Source organism: Paenibacillus sp. OK076, from assembly GCF_900110055.1.
GTDB lineage: Bacteria > Bacillota > Bacilli > Paenibacillales > Paenibacillaceae > Paenibacillus.
Genome location: NZ_FOCH01000002.1, coordinates 118673 through 140284, shown reverse-complemented (window position 1 = coordinate 140284; position 21612 = coordinate 118673). Strand labels below are relative to the sequence as shown.

Here is a 21612-nt window from a genome sequence, read left to right as displayed (position 1 = left end):
GCCGGCTTAGCTCTTTATCACACCTGCTATAGAGCAGGCTGCATATATCTCGTTACATCCGAACGACTGATTTCTCAGCCGTCAGCCCAAGCACCCGAGCGGTTGAAGCATGTACCTGGTTCAGTAGACTAAGATTGTCAACCAGTGATTCGCCATACGAAGGAACCATTTCCTTGATCTTCGGTTCCCAGGCATCCATGTGCTGCGGGAAGCACTTTTGGAGGATCTCCAGCATCACGTGAACCGCAGTTGAAGCCCCCGGTGAAGCTCCGAGCAGTGCCGCAATCGAGCCATCCGCCGCCGTGACTACCTCTGTGCCGAATTGAAGCGTTCCTTTGCCGCCTTGAGCCGTATCCTTAATCACCTGCACACGCTGGCCCGCCAGTACCATATCCCAATCCTCGCTCTTCGCATCCGGAACAAAGTCACGCAATTCGGCCATGCGTTGTTCTTTGGATAACATGAGTTGTTGGATCAGGTATTTGGTTAGTGAGATTTCTTTGACACCTGCCGCGAGCATCGTGAGCAAGTTGTGCAGCTTCACGGACGTAATTAGATCGGCATTGGAGCCCGTTTTTAAGAATTTTGGTGAGAATCCGGCAAACGGTCCGAATAGCAGCGACTTCTGATTTTCAATAAATCGGGTGTCCAAATGCGGAACAGACATTGGCGGAGCACCGACCGAAGCTTTTCCATATACTTTGGCATGATGCTGTTCCACGACTTTCGGATTTTTGCACACCATAAAGATGCCGCTAACCGGGAAGCCGCCGATATGTTTGCCTTCAGGAATGCCGGATTTTTGCAGCAAATGCAAGCTGCCGCCCCCTGCACCGATAAAGACGAATTTCGCCGTATGGCGTTTGACTGCACCACTGCCCAGATCTTTCACTGTTAATTCCCAAGATCCATTGCTTGTGCGTTTCATATTCTTCACGCTATGTTGGTAGTGGATATCCACGTTTTGGCTCTTTAAGTGTTCCATTAGCATACGCGTTAAAGCACCAAAGTTAACGTCCGTACCGGAGTCAATTTTGGTGGCTGCAATCGGTTCATTGCCCGTGCGGTTTTTCATCATCAGCGGAATCCATTCCGCCAGTTTTTTCTTATCATCCGAGAATTCCATGCCAACAAATAACGGATGCTTCGATAACGCTTCAAAGCGTCTTTTTAGAAACTGGACATTCTGCTCTCCATGCACATAACTCAAATGAGGGAGCGGCATAATGAAGTCCCGCGGATTACGAATCAGATTGCTTTTGACGAGATAGGACCAAAATTGCCTTGAGATTTGAAAATGCTCATTCACCTTAATCGCTTTGCTAATATCTACGGATCCGTCTGGTCGTTCAACGGTATAGTTAAGTTCGCACAATGCTGAATGCCCGGTTCCGGCATTATTCCATTCGTTGGAGCTTTCCTCCCCCGCACTGACGAGCTTCTCAAAAACCTTAATATTCCAGTCTGGTGCCAATTGTTTAAGCAAAGTTCCCAAAGTTGCACTCATAATTCCGGCACCAATCAAGATAACATCTGTACTCGTTTGTCCCTGGCTCATGTCTACCGTCCTTATATCCTATATTTGCCAAAAGGATGTAAGCGTTATCGATTTGGCATTGCAGCAAGCCCCATTCTTGAATAGGCCCGCCCCTTCTCTGAATGATATAACCTTGATCTAGTGTATCAATAATATGGGTTAATTTAAATATGCAATTTGAAGATATTTGCTATTCCATCAGTATACGCTAGTTTATGTCAGATAGATAACCCGGTTATAGGGCTGAAAGATTAATTTGTTCATTAAAAAGAAAGGAGCCCGGTTCTAGTTGAACTTGAGTGATCAAATGGATGCACCAAAAGCCGCTTTGGAATCGCTTCGCAAGGCGGCTTTATATTTAAGAGTGACCCTTACCACCCACGGCGGCGTTTCCGGGAGTACTCAGAAGATCGAAATCAGTTCCTTCGTATACGGATGGCGTTCTTCAGCGAACAACGCATCTGCGCCAAAGCGGTCAACGATCCGACCTTCCCGCATGACGATGATGCGCTGGCTCATACGATGTACCGCAGCCAGATCATGCGAGATGAACACGTATGACAGACCAAGCGATGTCCGCAGATCGGTGAGCAACTGCAAAACTGCACCTTGCGAGATTACGTCCAGGCTGGCCGTCGGTTCATCCAGCACGACAACGTCTGGTTCAATCCCAATGGCACGTGCGATCGTGACGCGCTGACGCTGTCCACCACTTAACTCGTGCGGATATCTTCCAGCCAAATCGCTTGGCAGCTCGACAGCTTCAAGCAGCTTTTGGACGTAAGCATCCTTCGACGTGTAGGTAAAGTGGGACAGCTCGGCGTTCCGTCCAAGTTGTTCGTACGGATCGATTAGCGAATCGGCAATCTTGAGCTTCGGATTCAGGGCAGCCATCGGGTTCTGGAATACAATCTGAACCTTCCGCCGATGAGGTCGCAACCTTCCGCCGCTCATCCGCGCGATATCCTGTCCGCCCAGTGTAATCGAGCCTGTATCTGCATCTTCGATTCTCAGCAGGCAGCGGGCGAGCGTACTCTTGCCACAGCCGCTCTCGCCAACCAGGCCAAGACATTCGCCGCGGTTCAGGGTGAAGGAAATATCATTCACTGCCGGTCGGTCTGCACCTGCATACGTTCGGCTGAGATGTTCCACGCGAAGCACGGGCACACCGGATTCTTCGGACTGCACTAGTCCACGGCGTTCATCATTTGCGGTTGTCTTCATTCCGTTCCTGCCTCCTTCAATCCCGACTTCAGTGAGCGGCTCAGAACGGGAGCTGCTTCGATTAACTGGCGTGTATATTCATGCTGAGGATGGTCAAGAATGCGATGCTTGCCGCCCGATTCGACGATCTGTCCTTCCTTCATGACTGCCAAACGGTTGGCATAGCGGCGTACATGACGCCAATCGTGTGTGATAAACAGAATCGCACAGCCTGTCTCCGCTTGTTTGCGTGCCAGCAACTCCAACACCCGATGCCCGGACACACTGTCGAGCGCCGTTGTTGCTTCGTCAGCGATCAGCAGACGAGGGGAGAGCATCAGCGATGTGGCAATCGAAGCCCGCTGAAGCTGTCCACCGCTCAACTGAAACGGATAGCGACGCAGCAATTCAGCACCAAGCCCAACCGACTCCAATGCTTCCTCCGCCCGTTTCTTACGGATGGCAGAGGACTTTTCCCCATGTACCTTCTGGTATTCATCAAAGTGCCCACCAATACTGCGAAATGGCGTAAATGCTCCCTGATAGTCTTGAAAAATATATGAGATGCGGCTTCCCCGCAGGGCTCGCATCTCCTTTGGCTTCCGTTCGAGCAGATTGCTGCCCTCGAACATGACTCGCCCCGACGCATGCAGGTTGGGCGGTAGCAGACGACCAATGGCTTGCGAGAGCAAGCTTTTGCCGCTACCGCTCTGTCCAACGAGTGCCATGAATTCACCTTCGCGAACAGCCAGAGAGACTCGATCTACAATAGTGCGATCCCGGCTGGAGATGCTCAGTTCCTCAATGGAGAGAATCACGGCTGCACCTCCTTCTTCACATCGAACCGGTCTCGCAGATAGTCGCCCAGCATGTTGGCAAGTAGGACTACCGAGACAATAGCGAGACCCGGGTAGATCATCAGCTCCGGCCGAGACTGGAAGTAAGGCCGTGAGTCGTTCAGCATCGCTCCCCATTCAGGTGTTGGCGGTTGTGCGCCAAGGCCGATGTAAGACAGTGACGAGATGAGCAGAATGATTTTGCCCAGATCAAGACTGGCCAACACGAGCACATGGCCTGCGATATGTGGAAGCAGATGTTTTCTCATGATACGACCGTCGGATAGTCCGTTGGTGCGGGCAATGCGAATGTAATCCTTTTGTGACTCCGATAAAACCGTACTTCGAACGAGACGCGCATAACTAACCCACTTCACGATCACGATCGCCAACACCAGATTACCGATTCCAGCCCCTAGCAGGCCACTTAGCACGATGGCGACGATGGTATCAGGAAAGGCAAGAAAGGCGTCCGCAATCCGCATGAACAGCTTATCGACCCAGCCACGTTTGTAACCCGCGATCAAGCCAAACGGAATGCCGATTAACAGTGCAGCACCAAGTGCCAGCAGGCTATAACCCAGCGTTTGGCCGCCGCCGAGCAGCAGACGTGTCAGTACATCGCGGCCCAGGTGGTCCGTACCGAACGGATGGAGAGCACTAGCGCCCTGTAATCGTCCGCGCAGATCGGTTAAGGTGTGATCATGTTTCAGAACTACAAAGGCATATACGGAGGCCCCGATGACCAGCAGGGCAAATAACAAACCAATAATCGCCTGCCAGCTATGTTTTTTAGATTTTCTAGTTGGAATGGGCAGGGGCATGAATTTCATCGGTGGGCCTCCTTTTCCTTCAGTTTCATTTCGGGATTCAAATAACGGTACGACAGATCTACCGCCGTATTCACGAGGAACACCACGATAGCCATGATGAGAATGTAACCCTGAATCAGTGGATAATCACGCTGGCGGATGGCGTCCACGACGAGCTTGCCGATGCCCGGATAAGCGAACAACACTTCAATCACGACAACTCCGCCAATCAGGCTGCCAAGACTGACACCGAATACCGTAATGACAGGCGGCAGACTGTGCCGAAACGCGTGTAACATGAAGATCCGACCTTCGGATAACCCTCTTGCGCGGGCGGACCGAACGAACTCCTGACTTAGAGAATCTAGCAGGCTGGAGCGCAAAAGACGCACATAGACGCTGGAGATGGCAAGTCCCAGCGTCAGAGATGGCAGAATAAGCGAGATGAATCCATCCCGGCCCATGGTCGGCAGATTACCGAAGCGTACGCCGAACATGTCGATCAGGATCAACCCCAGCCAGAAACTCGGCACCGCCGCACCCACAATGGAGAGCATGCGGCTGCCGCGGTCAATCCAACTGCCACGATGGAGCGCCGACAGCGAGCCGAGCGGGATCGCTATGACGAGCATGACCAGCAGTGCACCAATGGTCAGTTCAGCTGTGGCAGGCAGCGCACGCATCAGGGTCTGCATGACGGGCTGACCTGTCGAATACGATACGCCGAAGTCGAGCCGAACGAAATCGAGCAACCAGCTGCCGAACTGGACAGGAAGCGAATCGTTGAAGCCCATCTCCTCGCGTACAGCTTCGACCTGCTCCTGACTAACAGACAGTTCGTCCACGTTCAGGATCGTCAGTACCGGATCTCCAGGAGCAAGACGAATGAACAGAAAGCTCACAAACATAATGAACAACAGAAAGATAAATACCTCAAGGAATTTCCGAAGCAAAATGCGAAACATTACATCACATCCAGCTTATTGGTAATCATGTAATATTCACTACGGGTGGTAACCCAGTTCTTGATCTTCTTACCGTTATAAGCAACGATCGTACCTGGATGCAGCACGAATGAATTCAGCACATTGTCATGCACATAGTTGGCTGCCTTCTCGGCAAGCTCTGCGCGCTTCTCCGGTGCAACTGTGAGATTCAGTTCGTCGATGATCTTGGTCAGCTCCGGATCTTCCGATCCACTGAAGTTAAGGGCACCCTTCGGATGGTACGTTGCATTCAGGTAATATCCTGCATCCCCACGAGGGGCTGTCAGATTACTGTAGGTCGCAATATCCCAATCGCGGTTGGACGCCATGTAATCTTCCGGTGTGTCGATCTGGCGGATCTGCACGTCGATACCGATTTTCTTCGCATCAGACTGGAACACTTGAGCAATCAGCGGCAGATCGGCACGAGCCGAATAGGTCAGCAGCGTCAGCTGCAACGGTTTACCGTCCTTGGTCATCACGCCGTTTTGCTGCGTGTAACCTGCTTCGCCAAGATATTTTACAGCGACATCGGCTCCGGATTCCGTTGACATATCCGTATAGGTTGGCGCGAATGGAAGTGATGGCAGAAACGGTCCAATGGCCGGTTCACCATAACCGAGCAGGATCGTGTCCACGATACCCTGACGATCAATCAGCGCATCCAGTGCACGACGAACATTGAGGTCCTTCATGCTCTCCCGCTGCATGTTCATCGTTAGCTGATGTACGCGGAACGTCGACGTGGACTCAACCTTCATGCCGTCCATCGCTTTGAGCGATTCGAGGCTCTCAACCTCAGGACGGTATACGATATCAACCTGTCCAGATTTGAGCGCGAGTGTGCGGGCATTGGCATCTTCATTGAATGAGAACGTGATGGAATCCAGTGGCGATGCTCCATCCCAGTATTCATCATAGCGATCCAATTCCAGCTTGCTGCCTGGGGTAAAAGAAGTCAGCTTGAACGGGCCTGTACCAATGGGCTTGTTCACAACGTCCGGCTCACTCACGTCGATAATCGCCGTGTTGGGGTTCACCAGTTCGGAAGCGAACTCCGGGAACGGCTGAGTTGTGGTAATCTCCAGCTTGTCGCCCTCGGCTTCAATTGTATCGATCTTCAGCGCGTTCTGGATCGCTACATTCTCTTCCAGTGCCCGCTCAAGGGATGCCTTAACGGATTCACCTGTCATTGGCTTGCCGTTCTGGAAGGTCACATCATCTCGCAGGTCGATCGTCCAGTGCTGCCCGTCTTCGCTTTCCCAGCTCTCAGCGAGCCATGGAGCAACCGTCAGATTCTCTTCATCGAGACGCACCAACGTCTCCGTAATGCCCGCGCGCAGCGGCACATAGCTGGAATCCACATGTGGATCTAGTGAACTGGTGGAGAAGTTATATAGGAAGTGAACATTTTTATTATCGGTGGATGGCTGCGCAGCGGGACTGGATTCAGATGATCCGCAGGCGCTCAACAGTCCAGCGCTCAAGGCCAAGGAGACCAGCGCTAGCAGTGGCGTCTTTTTATTCAAGGTAATGCCCCTCTCTCTTAATCGTAATCATTATCATTTGAACAATGAGTATTATCATATCGTAATGATTACGTTTTGACAAGAGTTATGTTGGTGGTGAAACGAGAAAAAATCCGACTCTCGGATGAGAGCGGATTCTTCATGTTTTTTGTTACATATGAGGGTGTAATTAGTGGGCATTTCCTTTGCGATCCGCGATTGTTTACATGTAGAACCATGCAAGATTACTCGAAGAGTTACAATCCAGTTTCGTAGTCTTCCAGCAGATGTGATCAGTAACCTTCGATGTTGTTATCACAATTTTAAAGGCTAACCTTCTTCAGAAAACGTTCTAATAACTCAGCGTACTCTTCCTGATCTTCTTCATCAGCCCATTCGAACTGAGAAAGATTACTCTTGATAGTCTGGAGTAATTTTTTCAGTTGTAATAAGTCTCTAAAATTACTCGTTTCAATAGAACAAAGAAGCTTCAACAGATGTCCATCATACATCTCCCCAGCAAGGGGATCTTCTGATAAAATTTCTATAGCCTTTTCTATACCAAGATCTATAAATACATGTTGGCCCAACATTCTACTAACATCTTCTAAGTCAAGCTCATCCACTTTTTTATTTATAAGTCTATCGTACCAATGATCCAAAGGTGAATCAGAGTTATCAGTCTGGATATTTTGATCTATTGAATATATTTCTTTAATTAATTTACTCATTTATTTTATTCCTCCAAATGGTTCAAATAAATCCTCGATTTTTTTCAAATTAGTATTGGCCTTGTCCAAGGCCCCCTCCAATGTACTTTTCAGTGAAGGCGATAGATTAGGGTTCTGTAGAGAACCTTCCAATCCGCGTTTTATTTTACTTAATCCTTTGTATGAGTCCTGCATCTCTTGTAAATGATTCCAATACCCGCCTGTTTTTTTGTTCGGCACTGGGTTTCCTTGCAAATCACGTAAAGTACCGGAAAAATCCATCTCAGTAAGATGCTTATCAACTATATTATCCAATGTTGTAAGGTTCCTTTGTTGCGCTCTAGAAAGATCCTCGACAATAGGAGAGCTTGGTGTTCCCTCAACTGTTTTCTCCGCTGGCTTATTAACCAATTTCGCTTCCGATTCAGCCTTCTTTATATTATTCTGAATCTTAGATGCCAAACCAGATGACGACGTTTTAAATGGGCCTGAACGTCCCGGCATACTCCCACGAATCATCTGAATTGCCATGAAAACTTGACTAAATTTCAGAGAGGTCACCATCATCCGGGCATATTTATCTGATACAGGCTCTCCTGTCGTAGGATGAATGCCCATCTCAAACGCCTTGATCTGTAAAGCAAAAATATCTTCCCCAGGCGGTTCAACGTTCACAGCTTGCATGCGATTAAAGTCCAGATTTCCCTGATCCCTCTGATAAGCTTGAAGGGCAGCCTGATCCGCAACACCATTCTCGTTGACAGGCATCCATACCAATTTACCAAACATATTGACTTGCGCCATCCGATAGCCCTTATCACCCGAATTTGAATCACCTGATGATTTGGTCATCATAGCTGCGGCACCGACTGCTCCAAACGCACCACCCAGACTTCCCTTCTGGGCATCGGCATCCTGGAATCGCGTGGCGATATCCTTCAATTCCTTGGATGTATTCACCATACTCTCCAGCGCTTTATCCAGTATAGGTCGTGACTGCTCGAACTCATAGTAAAATCGCTCCTGCGTCGCGCCCATCCACATCATCTGAACGAACATGATCTGTCTCGTCAGATCATTTCGTATACTCTCCAACTGTTGTCTGGCTTGATCCACCTGATTCGATACGTGATGTAGTTGTTCAGGGGTAACTTTGATTGTACTCATACGTTTCTCCGCTCATTCGAAATAGGATTATCCTATGTTAGCAGAAGTGTAATATGTAAACTATCCGGCTAACATCCTGATTTCACCATGGTAAGACAAAAGCTGTGCTCCTCATCAGTGCTATGGTCCTATATGCATATACCCACTTCAAGGCATATCCTACCATTTTCAGTAAACACCTCCCCTACTTCATTTCCTCCAACATCATCCTATACCGCCCAATCTGCTCCCCTGTCGCCTCTTCCCGCAATGATTCCAACAATGCCGTGCACCTTATAAAATACCGATCCATCTCAAGCTTATACGCTAACCGAATCGCCTGCAAAATGAACTCCACGGCCTCCTGTGGCCTTCCCATCCACTGTTCATACAAAGCCCGCTGATAACAGTAACGGTACATATCATCGTTGTTTGAAGAATCTATTTCTCTGCCATCGCCCTTTATCTGATCCCCAAACATATGTAAAACCCGATCAACCTTCCACCTATACCGCACTGCTGCTTCCGTAATCACTTTCAGACCTGTCAGCCATTCCTCCGGATACTCAAGCAAAAAGTTCACAAACTCCTCCAGGAATTGCACCTGCCCGGCTTCAATCTCAAGAGCATACCGATTCACCTGTGCCTTATGCCTGAACTCCTGCACCACCTGCATACCTACCTCATCCAGTTCCTTCATCCATCCCAGTTCTGCATACTGTTCTATACATGCCCGCGCCTGATCGGCTTCCCCCATCTTCTGGTGAGCCATCCCCCGCATCTGGAGGCTGAACCCGTGATAATAGATCAACGGATGCTCAGTATGGATGTATGATAAAGGTAATCCCTTGGTACGGTGCTCCTGTCGCTCTTCATGAATGCACTGCACACATTGATACAACATGTCCGCCCTCTCCATCACCTTGTTCCAATTTTCAAAAGCCACAGCCATGTCCAACATTTCAACAATGATGTCCGGTTTGAGTGATTTTAGGATAGATTTTCGCAAAGGTGAGCCCCCTTAATTATCCATTTATATATAATTGTATAGATAAACCACAAGGTGGTCAATCTAAATTGTACTTATAAGTACTATTATTCGTTAACACAGTTTGTACATATTAGTCTGTAAGGATTCTATAACCTCTTCTAACCTTAAGTGGAGGTGATCACATGAATTTACCAGAAAGTGTCGGAAATCGGATACGCGAGTTAAGAAAGGCAAAGGGTTGGACTCAAGAACAACTGGCGGAAGCAGCAGGTCTTCATTACAGCTATATTGGTGGCGTTGAACGGGGAGATCGTAACATTTCTTTGGAGACTCTTGAGAAAATAATTAATGGATTGCAGGTCACTGCTGAAGAAATCTTTAAATTCAAAGAAGACTCTGAGTACAAAAGAGCCTTGGATGAACATATAACTTTAATAAGCGGCAAAAGTACAGATGAAATCGTATCATTGACTAAAATTAGCAAAGAAGTTTTAATTGCTATCGAGGAATCACATAAAAATTCCGATTAAAATATATCTACAACAGAATCATGCGCTAACACCAAAAAGAGTGGAGTAACGCCCCCACTCTTTTTTATATTCCTTTTCAAACAACTCCCCGCTCAAACGCCGCAAACTCAATCCGATTACGCCCATTCTGCTTCGCCTGATACAACGCCTTATCCACCGCAGCGAACAGTTGAGTCAAATACCCTTCTGGATTCTCCGGTACATGATCAACTTCAAAATCCTCAATGGACAGAATTCCTATGCTAATCGTAATAGAAACCTGTTCGATCTCATGATCCACCACAATAAGGTTCGTCTCCACCGCTAATCTCACACGCTCCGCTATTTGTTGGGCTAACTCGCGCTCCGTGTGTGGAAGGTAGATCATGAATTCCTCCCCGCCATATCGCGTTAGAATATCGGTACTCCGAATGGATTCTTTCACAGCCTGAGCCGTGCGATGCAGCACTTCATCCCCGATAACATGTCCGTAGCGATCATTGATCGCTTTGAAGTAGTCAATATCCAGCAGTATGAGTGAAAAAGGCGTTTTATATTGAATGTTGGTGATAACCTCGTGATTCAGGTGTTGGGTCAGATAGCGGCGGTTGTAGCAGTTCGTCAGACTGTCCGTCAGGGCGAGTTCTTCCAGCTTCCGATTGGCCTCGGACAACTCCAGGCGAATGCGATCCAGGGCATGATTACGCTCCTGAAGCGTCTCATTCTGCCTATTCATTTCTTTGACATAGAAGCGCTCTTGAGAGACATCCTGGAACGTAAGGATATGTCCAATAGGCGCACGAGCAGCATCCACAATGGGAGACGCTTGGAGGATATAATGACGGATGTCATCCCGCCCTACAATCACTTCAATTTGAGACAAGGTATTGTCTTTTTGCTTATACGCCTTAAGAAACTTCTGGCGGCTGCCCTCTACACGAACAGAACCCAGAAATGCCTCCATATCAAAAGTATCCCCCACATGCAGATCCATGAAGGATCGGGAGGCTTTGTTCAATTCAATAATCATCTCATTCTCATCCAGTACAAGGATGCCGTAAGGAATGGTATTGATCACATCCTCATGGGCGATAGAAACCAGATCGAACACATTGTACCTTTTGATGACATAGACGAAGAAAAGGTCGGACACGAAAATCCCCAGCGAAGTCAGTCCGGGAATGATGAACGGTAAATACGCTCGTAGAACCACATTAAGCAGAGCGTCGATTGTTGCAAAAACAGCCAGCACAAATATGCCCCATAGCGTAACTTTCACCTGATTTTTAATCATGGAGGACGTTCGCGAAGAATAAAGTGCCCGAAATAAAATAAAGAGGGACGTTACAAAGTAACTCACGAGTATAGCCATGACAACCCAGAACCAAGGTCCATATGCCCGCTCGACATAACCGCCTTCCAGCGGAGTTACAAACCAGCTCCACGGGTTCAGGATCACGCCAACGGCTCCAATAACCGCAGGGATGAACAAGAGGAAGGATCTTTTTTGGCCTAATCGCTCTGCCTCACCCGTAATGAAGATCGTAAGCAGTAGCCACCCACTCCCGAGCAAGGAAACGGCGACAAAAGATAACGTAACATAGAACAGCTGCAAGCCGGGATCATCCGTCAACGTACTCGCAAATTGACAGAATGGCCAGAGCATCATCAACCCATGAAACGAAAAGTAAACCTTATGTAAGTTCGTAATTCTAACCGTAGCAAAAACATATACGTATACACCAAACAATAGGACGAATAGAAAGAGATCATACCATACTAATGGGCTCACGAATCTTCTCCTTTTTGCATGCGACAACGAAGATAGTATTGAACTGAAATTATTCCTTAACGCTATGTGAACCTTCAATAAACCTATAAAGATATTCCTATACTATTGCTGTTGGTTAAATTAACCATATCTTATCACACCGCTAATGGAGTGAGTAGCCCATACAATGGAAGTCCAACCAACCTCTGATTGAATTCTGCTCTATTTTTGCGTTTTTGTGAATGAAATTGAACGTTTGGATGCAAAAAGGGAGGGAAAAAGACCTTGTTAGCTGTCGTAAGAAGGCAAAGAGTACGTAGGTAGAGCCCTCCGTCGCCGGACGGCCCTCTCCTCATTCGTGTACAGCAGCCAAAGGCAAATTGTCTGAGAACAAATCGGGATTATCTTGGAGCATGCCCGTCATCACTTCCGTCAACAAGGCGGCATCACACACTCTGACAACCGCATCGCCAAACATCCCCTTACGCATCGCTCCCTTACGTTCAAGAACGTCATCCACTTTCCAAAAATGCTCCGACCACGACAATCCGCAATGTCTCCGGGAAGGCACCGAAATTTCGGTTCCATCGGGTAAAACCGTCTTTAACATCTCATGGCTGTCCGTTAATCTACCCGGGATGTCCACCCATTCTTCAATACCATGGATAAACGTGTTCCGTTTCAGATCAACGCCGACCAAAAGGATGGTAGCCTTCCGATCAAGCAGCTTCCCCCAGGCTGAGCCTCTCGCACAAGGTGTATCGAAAAGATGATCATCCTTCGTAAATGCTTCGGCATCCCGTCCTAGAGCAGCTACCGAATGCGTAGGGTGCCACGAACGAACCACGCCCGGTCGTTTGCGAAATAGCTCAGGCAGAATACCGACGCAGCATGGCGAGGATTCCACGTGGAACATCGGATTGTCCGCATTGATCGTGGACCACGTATGCGTTGGCAACACCAACAGCCCGTCCTTCATATACTCAGTCAACGCATCCAACACCGTATCCGCACCGCCTTCGACTTCGCCCATGCTTTTCATGGAAGAGTGAACGAGCAGCGTCCCTTGGTCGTCAATGCCAAGCTGGCGCAGTTGGTGGAGCAAACTTTCTTGGGTATGCATCATTATTGGATAACCTCCTTTGGGCTATTATAGCAAAATAGAACGCAGACGACGGTACTAACGTTATCCTGTTATACCATGTAATGTTTGCTATTATATAACATAAATTTTACTTAAATCATAAATAATGTTAATTCTGTGTCACTAATATGTTTATTTGCTCTGATATAATTTCTGCTAGGTAGACGAAAGGAGATTATAGGGTTGCAAAAAGAGCTTGGTGTATTGATGGTGTTGAGTGTCGTTTTGCTTTCAGGATGTGGATCAGATAAGCCCACAGCCGATCCGCAAGGTTCGGGTGAGTCTCCCAGTAAACAAGTAACAACACAGCCAGTGCGCGGTACGAATGAAAAATTGCTGGGATCTTCAGAGGATGAAAAAGTAAAATTTTATAAACAAACCGACGGGGTAACACTGGACATTAACGGTAATAAAAAAGACTTTTCTTGGAATGTCCCTGGTGATACTGGAACTGCCCCACAGGTATTTTATACGGATGTTACAGGCGATGGAAAAGAAGAGGCCGTAATTATTATCCAGACTGGACGAGGAACAGGTTTAAACAATTATGATATTCATGTCGTTAGCGCCGAGGACCTATCCGAAATTAAAGTACAAAGCTATGAGGAGATTGTTGCTGATCAGATTGAGACGCATGTTGCTAAAAATGGCGACAGTACATTAGCGATCTCCGTTAAAGCACAAGGAAGAGAATATGATTTCAATTATGGGTTTGATCCAGCGCCGGATTACAAGCAAGACAGCCTTGCTTTTGGTGGTGTAAATATTTATTCATTGGAGAATCAAAAAATAAAATTGAACCTTGGAGGATCTGTAGGTGTGTCTCCCACATATGTATGTGATTTCAATATCACATACATATTCGATAGTGCTAAGAATGAATTTCTTGCTGATCAAATTGAAGTTAAACCTATTGAAAAATAAAAAAAGGCTGACCACAATTGGTCAGCCTTTTTTGGTGGGTAATTAAATTAAACGACATAATCAAAAAATGTGTGTCCACCGACTACGATTTTAGCGCTGACTTGCACCGTGCTTCCACCTGGAAACTTATAATAGAGTTTGTTACCTGAAGTGTAACTCAGTTCTGAAAATCTAGTATTAGCAGTGTAAAAACACTTACCGCCGATTGGATTTGAGTAGCTACTTAGGTTTGATGCGAGGCTAACAATGTTTTTCCAAGCTGCACTGTCTTTATCAGGTTTCAGACATTCAGCCAGGTTAGGATTACCTTCGTTAAAGCAACTAAAAGCTTATGGAGCAAGCACGACTGCTTCAATCCGAGTTGAGATTTTTAAATTCGTTGTAAGTGGAATTATTTTTACGGTTGCTGATGACATAAGCAACGCCTACACGAGAATCTGAATCGCCCCTGGTTTCTCCCCAAAGAGTTCGGGCCAACAAGTCCACGCTGTCACGTCCGTAAAGCTGAGATTTTGAAGTTAATGCTTCACCAATTGCCATAAATATTACCTCCATTAAGCTATTTTGTGGATTTACCGGCCTCTCATGATATAAAGAGAAATGAGTCTCGGATTACAACCACTCTTCAAATTTTATTTCAATTCACTAGTGCCAAAAGTTTGTATTACCTCAATCATTTTGACATAAGAGCTCCTGTTTTAGATCTTCACGATGATCGGCGGGTACTTGTAATAAGAAGGATTTTAAATTTGGTGCCCCATTTCAGATCACAGACCCAGTGTCTCACAGCAAGACAAAATGGCCGGGGAACCCCCCGGCCATAAGGAAAGAATTTGTATAAGTTCATGAATAACAAAACTATTTAATCACAACATACTCCAGGTTCACCAATTTCGCATAGGTTACGATTTGATCCGTAGTCAGGTTCAAGGATACAACCGTATGGTGACCACCACCATTTTCGATCCATGCTTTCACTCCATCTTGGAAGTTAGGCTTCACGCTCCACAGAACACGTGCTACCGGCAGGTTAGGTGCTGGAACGGTTGGCTCAAATGCGGATACTTCGTTGATCAGCAGTTTATAGTGGGTACCGAAGTCTGCCATGGATACCACAACACCTTCGCCTGCTTTGCCATCGAATACAAGACGCGCCGGATCTTCGCGATCGCCAATGCCCAGTGGGGACACGATGATTCTTGGTTTCGTGCTAGCCAGTGTTGGATCTACTTCAAGCATGTGGGATTGCAGGATTGCTTCCTGTCCAGCAGCCATCTCGTAGGTGTAATCTTCCATGAAGCCCGTGTTCTCGTTATGGGCCATGATTTTCAGCAAGCGATCCAGCGCAGCCGTTTTCCAGTCACCCTCACCGGCAAATCCGTACCCTTGAGCCATCAGGCGTTGTACAGCCAGACCCGGAAGCTGCTTCATGCCATGCAGATCTTCGAAGTTGGTAGTGAAGGCACTGTACCCACCTTCGTCCAGGAAACGTTTGATCGCAATCTCATAACTTGCTTGCACACGTACGCTGGCTTCCCAAGCTTCCTTGCTGTTTGTGCCATAATCGAATTCATACAGGTCTGCATACTGAGCGATCAAATCATCGATTTCTTGCTCCGTTACGGCATTCACGTACTGCACGAGGTCGCCAATGCCGAAGTAATCAACGGTCCATCCGAATTGGATCTGTGCCTCTACTTTATCACCTTCGGTTACACCCACGTTGCGCATGTTGTCGCCAAAACGCGCAACCTTGATGTTGAAGCTTTCGTTGTAGGCTACCGCTACGTCCATCCAATCCGCAACCTGCTGCTGCACTTCTGGACGCTCCCAGTAACCAACGACGATTTTGTTTTGTTTTCTCAGGCGTGCATTGATGAAGCCATATTCGCGGTCACCGTGAGCCGCTTGGTTCAGGTTCATGAAGTCCATATCGATGGTTGCCCACGGAATGCTTTCATTGAATTGGGTTGCCAAGTGCAGCAATGGTTTTTGCAGCAATTTTGTACCCCGAATCCACATTTTTGCCGGGGAGAATGTATGCATCCAGGTGATTACACCCGCCACTTCGTCGCGGTAGTTCACTTCTTTCATGATGCTCGTGATTTTATCTGCGCTTACCGCCAAATCCTGCAATACGAGCGGGTACGGCAGAACGCCGCTTGCATTAAGGGCATCCGTGATTTTCTGTGCGTTAGCTTTTACTTCGCCCAGTGCTTCTTCCCCGTACAAGTGCTGTGAACCGACCACAAACCAGAATTCTTTTGCTGCTGACATATAATCATCCTCATTTCATTTTTTTATAGTTGAACAATATGGGTTTACACTAGAACACTGCGAAGCCAGAATAATCTTTCGATCGCTGTTATCCCTGGATTTTTTTGAATCCCTTATCTTAAGGGAAAATCCAGTGATAAAGGCGAACGCTCCGCTTCTCCAGCTTTCTTCTGTCTTCTCCGTTATCGTGTAAAAAGTATAGTTGAACAAGTCATTCCAACACTAAACCACTTGGAAGCCAGAACATGCTTCCAGTCACTGTTATAACCTAATTACTTCTGTCCGTAATACGCGTCTTTGCCGTGTTTACGCAGATAGTGTTTATCCAAAATGCCTTGCGGCAGTTCCTTCGCGAAGTTATTCAATTGGCGCGCGTACAGGTTCATTTTGCACACTTCCTCCAGTACGACACTGTTTACCACCGCTGACTTGGCATCTTTCCCCCACGTAAATGGTGCGTGACCATGGAGCAACACTGCCGGAACAGCCATAACATCAATCCCGCGCTGTTCAAACGTTTCAATAATGACACGTCCTGTCTCCGCTTCGTATCCGCGATCAACCTCGTCCTGGTTCAGGAAACGTGCGCAAGGCACCGCCCCATAGAACGTGTCCGCATGTGTGGTTCCCATTACAGGAACATCAAGCCCGGCTTGCGCCCAGATGGTTGCCCATGTGGAGTGTGTGTGCACAATGCCACCAATCTCCGAGTAATGCTTATATAGTACGGCATGTGTTGCAGTGTCCGAGGAAGGTCTCATCTCACCCTCCACCACGTTACCGTCCAGATCAACTACAACCATGTCGCTTGCTTTCATCGTATCGTAGCTAACGCCACTTGGTTTAATGACGAACAGACCGCTTTCCCGATCAATTGCACTGACGTTACCCCAAGTGAATTTCACAAGTCCATGCTTTGGCAGTTCCAGATTCGCCTGGAATACCTCTTCTTTCAGTTGTTCTAACAATGTTATTCCCTCCCGTTCTCTAATAGTGCGTGTTCAAAAAGTCAGTTTTCAGTACCGAGAAGATGGGATGAAGCTAGAAATGGAGTAGCGGAGCGTAGATAGAGCTACGTGAGCAACGGACATTTCGGCTGAATTCCATATTCGATGTTGATGATGCCACTAGGCATCCTTCGTAATCAAAAGCGGTCTTTTTGAACATCCTCTACCAGATGATCTACAGCAGATTGCTCAATTGTGAGCCCATTCCGGTAGCGTTCGATAAATGCTTCAAACCCTTTGACATCCGATGCATCCGGCGCCACTTCGACTCCCTCAACATCGTTAAAGACCTTCTGCTCCAGGAACACATCCAAGCTCTCCTCTTGATCCTTGTTGATCATGTACGAAGCCAGAAGTGCCATGCCCCATGCGCCGCCTTCACCAGCGGTAGACATGACCGAGACCGGTACGTTCATCGCAGCAGCTACAATCCGTTGTCCGACAACAGGGGTCTTGAACAGGCCACCGTGAGCCAAAATGCTATCAATGGCTACATCCTCTTCCTCCGTCAGGATGTCCATACCCAGCTTAAGTGCACCGAATGCACTGAACAGATGTGTCCGCATGAAGTTCGCCAGATTGAAGTTGCTTTCCGGGGAGCGGACGAACAATGGACGGCCTTTCTCAAGTCCCGTAATATTCTCACCTGAGTAGTAACCGTAGCTGAGCAAGCCGCCACCATCAGGGTCTGCCTCCAAAGCCTTATTGAACAACACGCTGAACAACTTTCCGCTATCCACTTCATATCCCATCGCTTGAGAAAACTCACGGAACAGTCCCACCCATGCGTTGATATCACTGGAACAGTTGTTGGCATGCACCATCCCTACTGGGCTTCCATCCGGTGTGGTGACCATATCGATCTCCGGATACACTTTGGATAGTTCCTTCTCCAGTACGATCATGGCAAATACCGAGGTGCCGACCGAGATGTTCCCCGTACGTTTCTTCACGCTATTCGTTGCTACCATACCCGTTCCGGCATCGCCTTCTGGCGGACAGAGCGGAATGCCTGACTGCAAATCATTCGAAGGGTCGAGCAGCTTGGCTCCCGCTTCGGTTAACTCACCAGCGTTCTCACCTGCGAGATATACCTTGGGAAGAAGATCCTCGACCTTCCACGGATAACCTTTACTTGCAATGAGTTCATCGAACTGCTTGATCATGGACGGGTGATAATTATGCGTAGACTCGTCGATTGGGAAAATGCCCGAAGCATCGCCGATACCGATGGCTTTATTGCCCGTCAGCAGCAAGTGTATGTACCCGGCCAAAGTTGTCAGATGATCAATGCGAGGCACATGCGCCTCTTCGTTCAAGATCGCTTGGTACAAATGAGCGATGCTCCAGCGTTCCGGGATATTGAACTGTAGAAGATCCGTCAGTTCTCTCGCAGCCTTCCCAGTAGTCGCGTTACGCCACGTCCGGAAAGGTACCAGCAGTTCTCCCGCGCTATCCAATGCGATATATCCATGCATCATGGCGGAGAATCCGATAGAACCTACCGTTTGCAGCGTGATTCCGTATTTCCGCTCTACGTCTTGCTTCATCTCACGATACGCAGTCTGAAGACCTGTAATAATATCCTTCTGGTTGTACGTCCAATATCCGTCTTTCAGGAGGTTCTCCCACTCATAACTGCCTGACGCGATGGTCTCAAAACGTTCATCAATCAACACAGCCTTGATCCTTGTCGATCCAAATTCGATGCCTAGTGAAGTCGCTCCCTTGGTAATCGCTTCTTTCATATCCACATGACTCATGATCACGTAGTCCCCTCTCTGACCACAGTAGGTAAAGTAACAATATAATTGCCTTAAAGATGATTAAATTGGATTCATATTTCGGTTCATTGAAAAGAATGCGCTTTCCTTTTCTGACAGCCTTAGTATATTTTTTGTACGTACATTTGTCAATAATATATAATAGTTATACTTACATTAGTCATAATATAACGTCTACACGATCTCATTTCTGTGCTCAAAAGGTGATGTTGTAGGGTACACATCTCTATTTTATGACGGGATTTGTACGGTTTATTTTGTAAAACTGGCTGCTTTATTTCCATTCAGATCGATTCATGATAAAATATGTACGTACAACTATGGATATAACGATGTTTTCTTATAGATAAGTAACGATGAAAGAAGTGGAATGCGTGAAGCCAAAGTATCAGGTCATCATTGACGATATCAAAAGCAATATCCTATCCGGAACCTATAGCGTAGGCGAACAAATCCCTACCGAATCCGCATTGCAGGACAGCTACACTGTGAGCCGCCAGACGGTGCGGAAGGCTATTTTGGAGCTATCGAACGAAGGATTTTTGAGAAGTGAGAAAGGTTCCGGCACCTATGTAAGCAATCTGTATCGATCCAGAACCGGCGGGAACACGATGAAAAAAACAATCGGCGTTATCACGACGTACATCTCCGATTACATCTTCCCTTCCATTATCCGCGGCATTGAAGGCCGGTTGAATGAAGATAATTATTCGTTGCTGTTAGCCAGCACCAATAACGATGTCGCACAAGAGAAAAAGGCGCTCGAAATGATGCTGTCCTACGGTGTGGATGGCCTGATTGTCGAACCGACCAAGAGCAATCTGTACAATCCCAACATTGCTTATTACCTTTCCTTTAAGGAGCAGGATGTACCATTTACGATGATTAATGCCTTTTATGAAGAGCTGGAGGTGCCTTTCTTCTGTCTGGATGACGTACAGTCCAGCTATCTCGCTACCCGTGAACTGATCGCCAAAGGACATAGCCAGATCGGCATTATCGCGAAAATGGATGATTTACAAGGGAAATACCGGATGAAGGGATATATCAAAGCTTTGGGCGAAGCCAAGCTGCGGTTTCATCCCGAGCAGGTGCTTTCGTTCGATACGGCATCGAAGCCAGACCTCTCCACCAATCTGGAGGTGTTCCTGGAGGATAACAGAGATGCGCTGACATCCCTTGTCTGTTACAACGATGAGGTGGGGTTGGAGGTCGTACATGCATGTAGAAAGTTGGGCATTTCCATTCCAGACGAGTTATCCATTATCGGTCAGGACAATTCGTACATCGCCAAGAACGCGAACATCAAACTCACGACGTTAACTCATCCCCAAGAGCAAATGGGCCGTGATGCAGCAGATTGGGTCATCAAGAAACTGCAAGGCAAAAAGGATCTGCCCACCAACACCTACTACCAGCCTGTGCTGGTTGAGGGCGAGACCGTAAAAGAGATTGAGTTGGAATAGTATTGGGACTACGCATGAAAAAAGGGCCGTTGAATTGTTCAACGGCCTTCTATCCATATTTAAGTGACTAACTTACTCCCACCGAAGAGAAACCTATTCTACTTCGTTTCAGCTTCATCGTCATCTTCCAAACTCACGATAACACCTTTCTTCTCCAGTTTTTTTATAACCTGCTCCGCCTGTTCATTCAACGGATTGCCGGCCAACGATACCTCTATTAAATGGGGTATGGTTTCGAGCACTGCAATATCTTGAATGAGGTTATCCTCCACATAAAGATACTCCAATGTCGGATGGTTCTTTAACGGACTTAAATCTTGAATTTTATTTCCAGCCATAATGATCCATTCTAGATTCAATTTCTGAAGAGGGCTTAGGTCTGCTACCTGGTTGCCGCTGGCAAGCAAACTGGTCAACTTATGTAAATTTTTCAATGGCGTTAGATTTTTAATTTGATTATCACTAATCAATAGACTTTCTAGATTACTTAACCCAGAGAGTGGGGATAGATCTGAGATCTGATTCCCTTCAAGAACTAAGAACTCTAGTTTTTTCAACTTGCTGAGCGATGCAATATTTTTTATTTTATGCCCAGGCATAATTAGGTCCACCAGGTTAACGGCATGTTCAAGCCCTTGCAAATTGGAAATCTTGTTTTTGGTATCCTCGGCATATAACGATTTTAATTTCTTCAGATCGCTCGTCTTCACTTCTTTTTTAGATGATATCTTCAATGTGGTCCGAATAACTTTTGCCAGAGCCACATCTTTAATAACAGGTGCAGCCGACATGGTTGTTGCCGGTAATACTAAGAGAACCAAACAAAATACAATCATATTTTTTACGAATTGAGAGGGCATTTCGAGTCTCCTTTAAGCATCTTAGATTATTTGTCATATGTATATATGAAATTCCCAGAAAAGTATATCTTTTACGATGGTACTTCCTTTCTATACCTTTGTCCATAAGATCCTGTCATTCTATCATCAGTAGCACAGGTG

At 47.0% G+C, this 21612-nt stretch carries 19 protein-coding genes; 3 read left to right on the top strand and 16 right to left on the bottom strand.

What is annotated here, in order from left to right; translation table 11 throughout:
- Positions 1–52: 52 nt before the first annotated feature.
- The 9 genes from BMY78_RS19535 to BMY78_RS19495 form a co-directional block, all read right to left on the bottom strand.
- Positions 53–1558: a malate:quinone oxidoreductase gene (locus tag BMY78_RS19535; protein ID WP_090902812.1), complete on the bottom strand. Its 1506-nt coding sequence runs from the start codon at positions 1556–1558 to the stop codon at positions 53–55.
- A gap of 381 nt (positions 1559–1939) precedes the next feature.
- Positions 1940–2761 (bottom strand): ABC transporter ATP-binding protein, encoded by an 822-nt coding sequence (locus tag BMY78_RS19530; RefSeq protein ID WP_090902810.1) that lies wholly within the window; start codon positions 2759–2761, stop codon positions 1940–1942.
- A complete protein-coding gene (locus BMY78_RS19525) occupies positions 2758–3558 on the bottom strand; it encodes an ABC transporter ATP-binding protein (RefSeq protein WP_090902808.1) in 801 nt (266 codons plus the stop codon). The genes BMY78_RS19530 and BMY78_RS19525 overlap by 4 nt, the downstream gene beginning before the upstream one ends.
- Positions 3555–4409 carry a nickel transporter permease gene (gene nikC, locus BMY78_RS19520; RefSeq protein WP_090902806.1) on the bottom strand — a complete coding sequence of 285 codons (855 nt, stop codon included), beginning with the start codon at positions 4407–4409 and terminating at the stop codon, positions 3555–3557. Before nikC ends, BMY78_RS19525 begins: the two co-directional genes overlap by 4 nt.
- A complete protein-coding gene (gene nikB, locus BMY78_RS19515; RefSeq protein ID WP_090902805.1) occupies positions 4406–5353 on the bottom strand; it encodes a nickel ABC transporter permease in 948 nt (315 codons plus the stop codon). The genes nikC and nikB overlap by 4 nt, the downstream gene beginning before the upstream one ends.
- Positions 5353–6903 carry a nickel ABC transporter substrate-binding protein gene (gene nikA, locus BMY78_RS19510; protein ID WP_090902804.1) on the bottom strand — a complete coding sequence of 517 codons (1551 nt, stop codon included), beginning with the start codon at positions 6901–6903 and terminating at the stop codon, positions 5353–5355. Before nikA ends, nikB begins: the two co-directional genes overlap by 1 nt.
- Positions 6904–7205: 302 nt before the next feature.
- A complete protein-coding gene (locus BMY78_RS19505; protein ID WP_090902802.1) occupies positions 7206–7613 on the bottom strand; it encodes a contact-dependent growth inhibition system immunity protein in 408 nt (135 codons plus the stop codon).
- Positions 7614–8759 carry a WXG100 family type VII secretion target gene (locus tag BMY78_RS19500; protein WP_090902800.1) on the bottom strand — a complete coding sequence of 382 codons (1146 nt, stop codon included), beginning with the start codon at positions 8757–8759 and terminating at the stop codon, positions 7614–7616.
- Between the two features lie 184 nt (positions 8760–8943).
- Positions 8944–9747 (bottom strand): DNA-binding protein, encoded by an 804-nt coding sequence (locus BMY78_RS19495; protein ID WP_090902798.1) that lies wholly within the window; start codon positions 9745–9747, stop codon positions 8944–8946.
- 164 nt (positions 9748–9911) lie between these two features.
- On the opposite strand from BMY78_RS19495, the gene BMY78_RS19490 reads away from it, so the two are divergent.
- On the top strand, positions 9912–10259 hold the full coding sequence (locus BMY78_RS19490; RefSeq protein ID WP_090902796.1) for a helix-turn-helix domain-containing protein: 348 nt from the start codon (positions 9912–9914) through the stop codon (positions 10257–10259).
- A gap of 76 nt (positions 10260–10335) precedes the next feature.
- Here the strand turns inward: BMY78_RS19490 and BMY78_RS19485 are convergent, their stop codons facing one another.
- Both BMY78_RS19485 and BMY78_RS19480 read right to left on the bottom strand, forming a co-directional pair.
- Positions 10336–12030, bottom strand: a complete 1695-nt coding sequence (locus BMY78_RS19485; protein WP_090902794.1) for a histidine kinase N-terminal 7TM domain-containing diguanylate cyclase — start codon at positions 12028–12030, stop codon at positions 10336–10338.
- 331 nt (positions 12031–12361) lie between these two features.
- Positions 12362–13132 (bottom strand): AAC(3) family N-acetyltransferase, encoded by a 771-nt coding sequence (locus BMY78_RS19480; protein ID WP_090903608.1) that lies wholly within the window; start codon positions 13130–13132, stop codon positions 12362–12364.
- A 204-nt stretch (positions 13133–13336) separates the two neighbouring features.
- On the opposite strand from BMY78_RS19480, the gene BMY78_RS19475 reads away from it, so the two are divergent.
- Positions 13337–14077, top strand: a complete 741-nt coding sequence (locus BMY78_RS19475; protein ID WP_090902792.1) for a hypothetical protein — start codon at positions 13337–13339, stop codon at positions 14075–14077.
- A gap of 351 nt (positions 14078–14428) precedes the next feature.
- Here BMY78_RS19475 and BMY78_RS19470 read toward each other — a convergent pair whose 3' ends face one another.
- The 4 genes from BMY78_RS19470 to BMY78_RS19455 form a co-directional block, all read right to left on the bottom strand.
- Complete coding sequence (locus tag BMY78_RS19470; RefSeq protein WP_090902790.1) at positions 14429–14617, bottom strand: hypothetical protein; 189 nt, start codon at positions 14615–14617, stop codon at positions 14429–14431.
- Between the two features lie 318 nt (positions 14618–14935).
- Positions 14936–16354, bottom strand: coding sequence for an L-arabinose isomerase (araA, locus tag BMY78_RS19465; RefSeq protein ID WP_090902788.1), 1419 nt, complete (start codon positions 16352–16354; stop codon positions 14936–14938).
- 272 nt (positions 16355–16626) lie between these two features.
- Positions 16627–17322: an L-ribulose-5-phosphate 4-epimerase gene (locus BMY78_RS19460; RefSeq protein ID WP_036611813.1), complete on the bottom strand. Its 696-nt coding sequence runs from the start codon at positions 17320–17322 to the stop codon at positions 16627–16629.
- A 176-nt stretch (positions 17323–17498) separates the two neighbouring features.
- A complete protein-coding gene (locus tag BMY78_RS19455) occupies positions 17499–19124 on the bottom strand; it encodes a xylulokinase (protein ID WP_090902786.1) in 1626 nt (541 codons plus the stop codon).
- A 395-nt stretch (positions 19125–19519) separates the two neighbouring features.
- Here BMY78_RS19455 and BMY78_RS19450 point away from each other — a divergent pair, with 395 nt between their 5' ends.
- Positions 19520–20611: a GntR family transcriptional regulator gene (locus BMY78_RS19450; RefSeq protein ID WP_090902784.1), complete on the top strand. Its 1092-nt coding sequence runs from the start codon at positions 19520–19522 to the stop codon at positions 20609–20611.
- A 98-nt stretch (positions 20612–20709) separates the two neighbouring features.
- Here the strand turns inward: BMY78_RS19450 and BMY78_RS19445 are convergent, their stop codons facing one another.
- Entirely contained in the window at positions 20710–21471 is a 762-nt protein-coding gene (locus BMY78_RS19445) for a leucine-rich repeat domain-containing protein (protein ID WP_090902782.1), read from the bottom strand.
- Between the last annotated feature and the right edge of the window lie 141 nt (positions 21472–21612).